Here is a 9,224-nt window from a genome sequence, read left to right on the forward strand (position 1 = left end):
CTACCCTGCTCGGCTGCCTGCTTGGCTACGGGGTGGCAAGGGGATTGCGGCGGGCGATGCGGGAAACCCGGCAAAAAAGATCGGCTTCTTCGCCAACGAGCCGGCGAGGTTCCTAGAGGAAATATCGAGAAAATCCATATAACCATATGGGCGAAAAGCTCTTTCGAATGCCCATAAGGAGCGCCGAACGGGCTTTTCGCCCGTCATGATCGCACTCCGACATGAGCGTTCTGCACGACTTCTTGCATTCTGCATCCCGCGCCTCATGCGGGATACAGCTTATCCCGCAGATTCTGGATGTGGCCGGTATTTCATCGGCGCGGCGCCTATAGTTATCCCTACCGTTGTACGTATCGACGGTTTCTCTCTGATTCAGGCTAATCCCGCTCCAGGGACGGAGTGGATTTTTTTCTTGCGTTGCGCAAACCGGGGAGAGCTGGCCAGATGAACCTTTCCTACCTGTACCTGAAGAAGATCCTCGAGGAGGAACTGCGCGACCACGACTGCCAGTGCCAACTGAACCCCGACTTCACGGTGACCATCAGTTGCCGCGTGGGTGGTCCCCACGGCGCGCTCTACATCGTGCCCAACAGTGACTTCCTGAAGAGCAGCAGCTTCAGCGACCTCAGCGCCTTCATCCTCAACCTGCGCGAGGAAATCAGGCGCTTCGGCGAGTTCGAGGCGGAACTCCAGACCGGCACCGGCTGAGCCCCTCCCCCCTTCTTTTCCCTCCCGCCGTCAGGGCTGCTGGTAGTGTCCCGGCGTGGTGCCCGGTTCATGGGTACGTTCCACCTTGCTGACCTGGATATCGCTGATCGCCTCGGCGTCGTGCGGTCGATGCAGTGCCTCCAAGTGGCGGCGGGCCTCCTCGCGGCTGAGGGTTTCCGCCTCGCTGTGCAATTCGCAGGTCATCGGCTGGTCGTCGAGGATGTAGCTGATCAGGAACAGCTGGCTGGCCATCGTCTCGCCCTCCTCTCTTCGATGGGCCCTGCGCCAGGCGCAGGGCCCATGGCTATCACGGCAGGTTCGGCGGCAGCTCGGCGTCCAGCGCAGCGTCCTGCCGCGAGTCGTCGCGCTGGCGCTCCTGCAGGCGCTGCAGGCGGCGGGTCAGGTGCTGCACCTCTTCGCGCAGCAACTGCAACTCTTCCCGCGGTTCATTGAGCAGGCCCTTGACATGGCAATGCCCACTCAACCCGCGGCTGACCAGCAGGCCGCCGGCGACCGCCTTGCAGGCGCCGGGCAAGCCACCGCGGGCCAGGCCGAAGCCGGCCAGGACCAGTCCGGCGCCGATGGAAGCGAGTCGCTCGCCGCGCTGCAGGTTGTGCGGCAAGCCATTGGCCGTCAGGTATTCGTTCATGGAATTCTCCTTGCTTCGGTTATCGGTCAGGCTTCGTCGTCCGGCGGTTGCACGAGGAACTCGACCAGCGTCCGCCGGCAAGCCTCGATGCCCTCTTCCAGGACGATCTCGAAACCGTGGGTGTTCTCGGTCGGAATGCCGATGCAGCCGACCTGCGCGGCCTCGCCGTGGCTCAGCAGGGCGCTGGCGTCCGAGGCGAAGTCCACCAGCAGCGCCGCCTGCGGCTGGTACTGGCAGCGTTCGGCGGCCCGCAACAGGCGGTCGGTGACATGGCGGCTGTAATAACCCTTGGAGTCGCCGCTGTTGACGATCGGGTCGCGGCACAGCCGGGTGCCGTATTCGGCTACCGTTGGGCCGACTTCCACCGCGATGCTGATGTCGCCCGGCAGTCGGCGCGCGGCGAACAGCGCGCCGGCGTTACTCTCCTCCTCCATGGTGGTGAGCACCAGGTAGAGGTCGCCGTGCAACTCGTCGCGGCGCCGGGCGATCTCGCGAGCCACGCCGAGCACGGCGAGCAGCGGTGCGCGGTCGTCGAGGAAGTGCGCGGCGACGCAATCCTGGAAGTACAACGGGCGCCGCCACAGACGGTTGAGCACCACGCGGGTACCCGGTCGCACGCCCATATTCGCCAGTCCCTCGGCGCTGCGCCGGGTGACCACGTGTACGTCGCGCCAGTGCACCGCGCCCGAGAGCACGTCGGAGCCCTGCGGCGACTCGCCGGTAGCATGCATGCTGCCGTAGGACAGCACGCCGTCGAGTACCGCCTCGCCGGCCAGGATCTGTACCGGACAGACGCCGAAGCTCACCGGCTGGGCGCCGCCGAGCGCCACTACGCGCAGGGTACCGTCGGCCTCGACGCGCTTGACGATCATGGCGATCTCGTCGAGGTGCGCGAGCAGCCGCACCGCGGCCCGCCGCGCCTGCTCGCGCGGCAGGTGCGGCGGGCTGATGCGCGCGACCAGGTTGCCGGCGGCATCGCTGCCGACCTCGTCGCAACAGCCCTCGAGTTCCCGCTGGCAGATGGCCCTGACCTCGTCTTCCTGGCCACCGGGGCCACGTGCCAGCAGGAGTTCCTCGAGCAAGGCGCGGTCTTCTTCGCGCATGCCTCAGGCCGCCCGTTTTTCCAGGCGCGCCTTCAGCTCTTTCTTGTGCTGCTGCATGGCCTGGCCGAGTTGCTTGAGGGCGGCGGCGTCGAGCAATTGCCGGGCGCGCGGGAACAGCTCGCCCTCCTCCTCCTCGATGTGGTGCTCCAGGAGTTCCTTGAGCACCTTGACCCGGCCGGCGAACTGCACGGTGTCCGGGCGGGTGCGCTTGAGGTCGGGAAGGACCAGGGAGTCCACCGTGCGGTGTTCCTCCTTGGCCTCGTAGTACATCTTCAGCTCTTCCTTGCCGCCGCTGTCCCTGATCGCCGGATAGAGGATGTCTTCCTCGATGGCGGTGTGCAGCACCAGTTCCAGCTCCAGCCTGCCCAGCAGCTCGCTGCGCTTCTTCAGCGCCCGTTCGGTGGTCTCGCTGAGTTCATTGAGCAGTTTCTTCACGGTCTCGTGGTCATGGACCAGCAATTCGATGGCGTTCATGGTCGCTCCTCATCGGTTTGTTATCCGAGTGCTCCGGCACTCTCTCTGGCTGAGCGCGCGCTCCTCCGCCGAGTTCAGTCACGAGGACGGGCGGTCGCCTCGATCAGCGGAAACGCGGAGATCCGCAATGAGCGCGGTTCCTGGCCGTCGCGCAGCAAGGCCCGGGACCGCCTCATGGCATTCCCCTCGCGGCACCGGGCCTCAGGCGCGGGCGTCGCGCAGGGCGCGGACCCGGTCGTGGTGACGGAGCACGCCCTGGTACTGGCGCTCGATCACCTGGTGGATCTGCGCCGGCAGCGGTTTTTCCAGCGCCGCCTGGTAACGCTGCTTGGCGACATCCTCGCCGCGCTCGCATTCGTTGAGCACCGCCTCTTCGTCCTTGCCGGTGACCAGTGACTTCAGGTCGACCCAGCGCCGATGCAGGTCACCGGCGAAACTGGTGCTGTCCTTGGGTTTGCCACCCAGTTCCAGGACGATCCGCTCCAGCTCGTCGGCAGCCGCGGCGCAGTCGCGGCTCTGCTCCAGCATCGCCGCCTTCAACTGCGGATCGCGCAGGTCTTCGGCGCAGGCCTGGAAGCCGGCCTCGCCATCCTTGCTGGTTTGCAGCAGGTCGTTGAGTACGTCGAGGGTGTCGTCGAGGTTGGTCTGGTTCATTTCGCTCTCCTTGGCCCGGAGCTGTCCGGGAGTTCTCGCGTCTGTCGGCGCCGGCGCCTGCCGGCACGGAACGTGGGCAGCAACCAGCGCCCACGGAAGGTGGGAGGCTCGCCGTCGCGGAGCGTTCAGAAAGCCGGATGGATGGTGGCGTAGGCCGGGGTGATGCTGAGACGTTCGCCGACCACCATCTCGGTGATCCAGTCCACCAGGATCGAGGTATAGGCGTCCTGCGCCGCCTCGCTGCTGAGCGCATGGTCGGCGTGGTCGATGATCCGGTGGGTCAGCGAATGGGTCTGCTGGAAGGCGGCGCGGAAACTCATGATGGTCGAGTGCGGCACATAGCTGTCGAACTCCGACTCCACCAGCAGCACATCGCCGCGGAATCCCGCGCAGGCCTGCAGGGCTCGGTTGCTGGCGGCCGGGATCAGGCTGCCGCGGTACTCGATGAGGTCCTCGCGGTCGAGCAGCAGCTTGGGCGTCAGCCAGTCCTCGTCGCGGTAGATCGCCGGTACCCGCAAGGCCAGCCAGCGCACCGCGCGCAACTGGCTGAGGATCGCCGCCAGGTAGCCGCCATAGCTGGTGCCGACCACCGCGATCGCCTGGCTGTCGATGGCCGGGTGGGCCACCAGCCGGTCGTAGGCGGCGAGCAGGTCCTGCAGGTTGTCCTCGCGCGTCACCAGCGCCTGGCGCCCGCTTTCCGCGCCGTGGCCGCGCAGGTCGAAGGTCAGGCACACGCAGCCGAGCCCGGCGATGCCCTGGGCGCGCTTCAGGTCGCGCTGCTGGCTGCCGCCCCAGCCGTGCACGAAGAGCACGCCGGGGACCTTCGCCCGGGGGCTGAGGAAGGTGCCTTCGATCCGGTCGTCGCCGACCCCGATGCGGATGCGTTCGCTGTTCGCCGTCATGCCTCCCCCGTCATCGCATATTTGAGCAGGAAGTCGCCGTGTTCGTCGGGGCCGCGATAGATCACCCGGCTGTTGTCCGGCAGGCGCTTGTCTTCGTGGATCTCGAACGACGCGGCGCGCACCGCGGGCAGTCCCGGGTCGGCGCGGAAGGCCTCCAGCGCGGCGATCTCGGCGCTGCTCGCGCCGCCGACCCGCCAGGACTGCTCGAGCACGCCGAAGCGCTCCCGACCGTTGCCGTCCCGGCCCTGGGCAATGTCGTAGTTGCGCCGCGAGGCGAAGCAGCCGGGGAAGAAGATCGCCGCGGCGGTGTCGAAGATCCGCGCGTACTCGATGGCCTGGCGCACCTCGCGGGCCAGGTCCAGGGTCAGCAGCTCGGCATAGCCACCGCGCGCCACCAGCAAGTCGGAGCCGGCGTAGACCAGTTCGCCGCGCGCGTTGCGGGTCTGGTGCTGCTGACCGTGGTAGCTCAGCAGGAAGCCGTTGACCCGGAGCTGGCCGACGCTATGGGTAACGACCCCGTCCAGGTTGGCTTCCAGTACCAGGCCCTGCGCCAACTGGCGCTCCTCCAGCCCGCCGAGCCAGCCGTCCAGTTCGTCGAGGTCGTGCGCCACGTACTGGCCGAGGCCGCCACAGGCCTCCGCCAGCTTGGCCCGCACCGGTCCTTCGGCGAGCAGGCGGCCGCCGGCGCGGTGTGCGTCGGCCAGGCTGAAGACGCTGACGCCGTTGAGCACGACGTCGCGGACCTTCTCCGCGAACAGCGGGTTCCAGCCTTCCGGCGCCACGCCGCCGCGCGGCAGCGGATGGACGATGGCCTTGCCGGCGATGAACGCGTGCTCGACGAAACCGCCGAGCAGATCTTCGTCACTGTTCACGCCCAGGCGCACGGCGGTCTCCCTGCCGACCAGGGTGCGGGTCGGGACCAGGTAGAGGGGGCCTCGCTGGTGCAATTCGGGTTCGTAGCGGCCGCCGAACTCCAGCTTCTGGACTTCCGCCAGCCAGCGCGCCAGGGCCAGGTTGCCCTGCACTTCATGTTCGGCGGCCGCGGGATCGACGCTATGGGCCACCACCAGTCTCTGCCGAGGGTCTGCGCTCATGTTCCGCTCCTCCTGGATGGAGACCCGGCGTTCAGGGCTCCGGTATGGGCGAGAGGGACTCTTCGTCGGGCCGTTCCATCGGAACTTCTTCCGGGAACTCCTGGGGGACGTGGCTTTCGTGGTCAGGAACCGGGTATTCGTCCGGGTCCCCGGATGGGTTGCGTGGACTCGTCGCTGGCGCACCCGATGATGCAGAAATGGAAAAACGCATGTCCGCCTCCATCGTTGGTATGAGTTCTAGATGGAGGGTACGAGAGCGGATTTGGTTCGGACCATGCGTCGGAAGGCCGGGTCGGCGCCTGGCCGCCCCGGCGCTGAAACAGCCGGCTCAGCGAGCCAGGCTCATGGTGCGCAGCTTGCCGCCGGCGACCAGGACCTTGCGGTGGGTGAGATGCTGGTTGTCGCTATCGCGGAACGTGAGCAGGTCGATACGCTTGCGGAAATAGTCGCTGTCGCGGATCTGCAGCGGCCCCTGGTCGATGATCAGGTCCCGGCGGATGCGCTCCAGCACCTGGTTCAGCAACAGCGGGTTGCTCTGCTCCTGGCCGGAGATCGCCCGGCTCACCAGGCGCTTGCCCTGGTCGTTACGCAAGGTCACCAGCAACGCGCCGTCAGGCCGAGGTTGGCAACTGACGCGCACATCCTTGAAATGCTCTTCCAGGTACTCAACCAGGTTTTCATCGGTCTCTAGCATTGCTGGCCTCCTGTCTCATCAGATTCTTTGACGCCGGTAATCAGGCGTATCTCTGTCGAGCAGAAGGCGTACCAATTTCTCTGGAAAATAAAATTCTTATAAATCAATAAGTTGAAAAACAAGCCGGCGAATTGATATTTGCACTTTGCAAGAAAACCCCCGGCAAGCCTTGCATTCGGCAACCCGCCGCGCCCGTCGTCTCGCCTGCAACCCCCTGGCGAGGCCTCTCGCAAGCCGAGCCGCCGGTAAAAAAAACTAAACTTCCGCCGCTCCCCTCCGGTCACCCCTAGCAAGGACTTCGCCCATGCCACGGCGCGACGGAGTCCGACCGACCAACGCCAAGGACAACGTACGACCGGAGGATGACATGGGACATTCTGTTGCAGGCGCTTGCCTGGAAGAACCCGCGGTACTGACCGCTTTTCCGTCGCTGCTGCACCCGCAGGACCCGCCGCAACAGAGGGATCGGATACTCTTCGTCACCGCCGAGCTAAGCGACTTCGTCAAGGTCGGCGGACTCGGCGACTTTTCCGCCGCGCTGCCGCGGGTCCTCAAGCGCGAGCATTCGGTGCGGGTCCTGCTGCCCGGCTACCGCCAGGTGCTGGAGCGCTGCCGCGACCTGCGGATCATCGGCAGCCTGCCCGGCCGGGCGGCGATCCCGCCCTGCGAGATCGGCCTGGTGACCCTCGACGACGGCCTGGAAGTCATGCTGGTGCTCTGCCCGCTGCTCTACGAGCGCGAGGGCACGCCATACATGGACGACCAGGGCAATGACTGGCCGGACAACCACCTGCGCTTCGCCCGCCTGTGCCTGGCCGCCGCCGAGATCGCCGGCGGCCGCGGCGCCCAGGGCTGGCAGCCGGGCCTGGTGCACGCCAATGACTGGCCGTCGGCGCTGACCCCGGCCTACATGGCCTGGAACGGCGTGCGCACGCCGAGCCTGTTCACCATCCACAACCTCGCCTACCAGGGCCTCTGCGACCTGCAATGCAGCGCCGAGCTGGGTCTTCCCGACGAAGCGCTGAGCCACGAAAGCATGGAATTCCACGGGCGCCTGTCGTTCCTCAAGGCCGGCATCGCCCATGCCCACCACATCACCACGGTGAGCGAGACCTACGCCCAGGAAATCACTACCCCGGAATACGGCTGCGGCCTGCACGGCATCCTCAAGTGCAAGGTCGAGAAGCGTCAGCTCAGCGGCATCGTCAACGGTATCGACGATAGCTGGCAGCCGCACTGCGATCCACACCTGGTGGCCGGCTTCAGCGCCCGCCAATGGGCCGGCAAGCGCGCCAACACGCGCTACGTGGAGGAGCGTTTCGGCCTGGAGCCGGGCAAGGGGCCGCTGTTCGCGGTGGTCTCGCGCCTGGTGCAGCAGAAAGGCATCGACCTGACCCTGGAGATCAGCGATGCCCTGCTCCAGGCCGGCGGCCGCCTGGTCAGCATCGGCCGTGGCGAGCCGAACCTGGAGAAGGCCATGCTCGAGCTCGCCCGGCGTCATCCCGGCCAGGTCGGCGTGCATATCGGTTTCGACGAGACCGAGGCCCGCCGTATCTACGCCGGCAGCGACTTCCTGCTCATGCCCTCGCGTTACGAGCCCTGCGGGCTCAGTCAGCTCTATGCGCAATGTTTCGGCTCGCTGCCGATCGCGCGCTGCACCGGCGGCCTCGCCGATACCATCGTCGACGGGGTCACCGGCTTCCTGTTCCGTGAGGAAACCGCGCAGAGCTACCTCGACGCGGTGATGCGCGCGATCAACGTCTACCACTGTCCCTCACTGCTCAACGCCATGCGCTGCAAGGCGATGGCCGCGCCGATGTTCTGGAGCGACTCGGTGGAGCCTTACAACCGCCTGTACCGGCGCCTGTTGAGGAATACCGCTCCGGCCCTGCGCGGGGTACGCCAATGATGGCGATCCGGCGCCGCTTCGGCGCCCAGTTCCAAGGCAACGGCCGAACCTGCTTCGGCCTCTGGGCTCCGGACGCCCGCGAGGTCCGGGTCGAGACCGCCGACGGCCGCGACTGGCCGCTGGAAGGCAGCGACAGCGGCTGGTTCGAGGCGACCCTGCCCTGTCCGCCCGGCACCCGCTACCGCTACCGCATCGATGGCCGCCCCGGGGTGCCGGACCCGGCCTCGCAGTTCCAGCCCGACGGCGTACATGGCGACAGCCAGGTGCTGGACCATGACGCCTACGCCTGGCGCGTCGACGAGTGGCGCGGGCGGCCCTGGCACGAAGCGGTGATCTACGAGCTGCACGTCGGCCTGTTCGGCTCCTACGCCGAGGTCGAGGGCTTCCTTCCGCGCCTGGTGGAACTGGGCGTGACCGCCGTGGAGCTGATGCCGCTGGGCGAGTTTCCCGGTCGCCGCAACTGGGGCTACGACGGCGTGCTGCCGTTCGCCCCGGCGTCGGCCTACGGCACGCCCGAGCAGCTCAAGCATCTGATCGACAGCGCACACGGCATGGGCCTGATGGTCTTCGTCGACGTGATCTACAACCACTTCGGCCCGGACGGCAACTACCTCGCCCAGTACGCCGCCGCGTTCTTTCGCGACGACCGGCAGACGCCCTGGGGCCAGGCCATCGATTTCCGTCGCGGCGAAGTCCGCGAGTTCTTTTATGAAAACGCCCTGATGTGGCTGCTCGACTATCGCATCGACGGCCTGCGCTTCGATGCCGTGCACGCGATTCCCGATAGCGCGTTCCTCGTCGAGATGGCCCGCCGCCTGCGCGGCGCCGCCGGCCCCGAGCGCCATCTGCACCTGGTCCTGGAGAACGACGACAACCGCGCCAGCCTGCTGCGCCAGGGCTACGACGCACAGTGGAACGACGATGGCCACCATGCGCTGCACGTCCTGCTCACCGGCGAGAGCGACGGCTACTACCAGGACTACCCCGAGCCGCTGCGCTGCCTGGCGCGCTGCCTGGCCGAAGGCTTCGTCTACCAG

Annotated in this window: 11 protein-coding genes and 1 pseudogene; 4 read left to right on the forward strand and 8 right to left on the reverse strand. The window is 66.9% G+C overall.

What is annotated here, in order from left to right:
* Positions 1–116 (forward strand): annotated as a pseudogene (locus tag FFS27_RS33705) (hypothetical protein); the annotation flags it as partial.
* A gap of 283 nt (positions 117–399) precedes the next feature.
* A complete protein-coding gene (locus FFS27_RS22510) occupies positions 400–708 on the forward strand; it encodes a hypothetical protein (RefSeq protein ID WP_003132124.1) in 309 nt (102 codons plus the stop codon).
* A 30-nt stretch (positions 709–738) separates the two neighbouring features.
* Here FFS27_RS22510 and FFS27_RS22515 read toward each other — a convergent pair whose 3' ends face one another.
* From FFS27_RS22515 to FFS27_RS22555, 8 genes are all read right to left on the reverse strand, one after another.
* Positions 739–960, reverse strand: coding sequence for a hypothetical protein (locus tag FFS27_RS22515; protein WP_003088976.1), 222 nt, complete (start codon positions 958–960; stop codon positions 739–741).
* Between the two features lie 55 nt (positions 961–1,015).
* Positions 1,016–1,357 (reverse strand): YgaP family membrane protein, encoded by a 342-nt coding sequence (locus FFS27_RS22520; protein ID WP_021264745.1) that lies wholly within the window; start codon positions 1,355–1,357, stop codon positions 1,016–1,018.
* A gap of 26 nt (positions 1,358–1,383) precedes the next feature.
* Entirely contained in the window at positions 1,384–2,460 is a 1,077-nt protein-coding gene (locus FFS27_RS22525; protein WP_023101282.1) for a hypothetical protein, read from the reverse strand.
* Positions 2,461–2,463: 3 nt separating this feature from the next.
* Positions 2,464–2,934 (reverse strand): hemerythrin domain-containing protein, encoded by a 471-nt coding sequence (locus tag FFS27_RS22530; protein ID WP_003088967.1) that lies wholly within the window; start codon positions 2,932–2,934, stop codon positions 2,464–2,466.
* Between the two features lie 201 nt (positions 2,935–3,135).
* Positions 3,136–3,588, reverse strand: a complete 453-nt coding sequence (locus FFS27_RS22535) for a ferritin-like domain-containing protein (protein ID WP_021264742.1) — start codon at positions 3,586–3,588, stop codon at positions 3,136–3,138.
* A 125-nt stretch (positions 3,589–3,713) separates the two neighbouring features.
* On the reverse strand, positions 3,714–4,490 hold the full coding sequence (locus tag FFS27_RS22540) for an alpha/beta hydrolase family protein (RefSeq protein ID WP_003110771.1): 777 nt from the start codon (positions 4,488–4,490) through the stop codon (positions 3,714–3,716).
* Positions 4,487–5,584 carry a DUF3182 family protein gene (locus FFS27_RS22545; RefSeq protein ID WP_023091845.1) on the reverse strand — a complete coding sequence of 366 codons (1,098 nt, stop codon included), beginning with the start codon at positions 5,582–5,584 and terminating at the stop codon, positions 4,487–4,489. Before FFS27_RS22545 ends, FFS27_RS22540 begins: the two co-directional genes overlap by 4 nt.
* A gap of 328 nt (positions 5,585–5,912) precedes the next feature.
* The gene (locus tag FFS27_RS22555) at positions 5,913–6,278 is read right to left on the reverse strand and encodes a DUF3509 domain-containing protein (protein ID WP_003110773.1); all 366 of its coding nucleotides are present in this window, start codon (positions 6,276–6,278) and stop codon (positions 5,913–5,915) included.
* A gap of 367 nt (positions 6,279–6,645) precedes the next feature.
* Between FFS27_RS22555 and glgA the strand changes: the two genes are divergently transcribed.
* Together glgA and FFS27_RS22565 are read left to right on the forward strand one after the other, a co-directional pair.
* On the forward strand, positions 6,646–8,187 hold the full coding sequence (glgA, locus tag FFS27_RS22560) for a glycogen synthase GlgA (RefSeq protein ID WP_009877798.1): 1,542 nt from the start codon (positions 6,646–6,648) through the stop codon (positions 8,185–8,187).
* On the forward strand, positions 8,187–9,224 hold a 1,038-nt coding region (locus tag FFS27_RS22565; protein ID WP_256659603.1), incomplete at its 3' end, for an alpha-amylase family glycosyl hydrolase. The genes glgA and FFS27_RS22565, both read left to right, overlap by 1 nt.

Origin of the sequence: Pseudomonas sp. 2VD (genome assembly GCF_005503585.1) — a bacterium.
Classification (GTDB): Bacteria; Pseudomonadota; Gammaproteobacteria; order Pseudomonadales; family Pseudomonadaceae; genus Pseudomonas; species Pseudomonas aeruginosa.